Source organism: Mycoplasma sp. HS2188 (assembly GCF_025209835.1).
GTDB lineage: Bacteria > Bacillota_I > Bacilli_A > Mycoplasmatales > Metamycoplasmataceae > Mycoplasmopsis.
In genome coordinates, this window is sequence record NZ_JAOAOI010000077.1 from 1 (window position 1) to 535 (window position 535).

Annotated in this window: 1 pseudogene; it reads right to left on the reverse strand. The window is 26.2% G+C overall.

The window, feature by feature from the left end:
• Window positions 1–535 (reverse strand): annotated as a pseudogene (locus N1F73_RS03890) (conjugation protein); the annotation flags it as partial.

The window sequence follows — 535 nt, forward strand, 5'->3', positions numbered from 1 at the left end:
TATTTAAATTACCACCACTATCAGAGCTAATCATAAATTCTGTTTTATTTTGTAAAATTTCATTTTGAATTTTGTATCAACCAGTTTTTAATTCCTCATAATTATCGTGTGCTTTTTCATACTCACCGCTAATATCAATAACCAGTCTTTTTGCCTGGTCTTGTATATTTATATCAATTAAAGGGCCATCATATCAATTTCAATCATCATATTCCTTGTTTTCAAACGAGCGATAGCTAATATATTGATAATCATCGTTTTGTAATTTTATCTCAACGCTCTTACCTTTTATTAATCCTAATTTAGCATTTTCTCACTGTCTTTTAATTTCATTTTTAACATTTAAATCAAGAGAACTATTTCTCATTATCTTTTGATACATAGCTTCAAAATGATTAAAATCAATTCTTGTCGATATTTCATAACCTACATGTTTTTCTCAATTATTAATGTCTTCTAAATCTTTTAAATATTTATTAAACTCTTGATCAGATACTCTTTGACCATCCGATCTAAATTGTCAAGTTAAATTTTC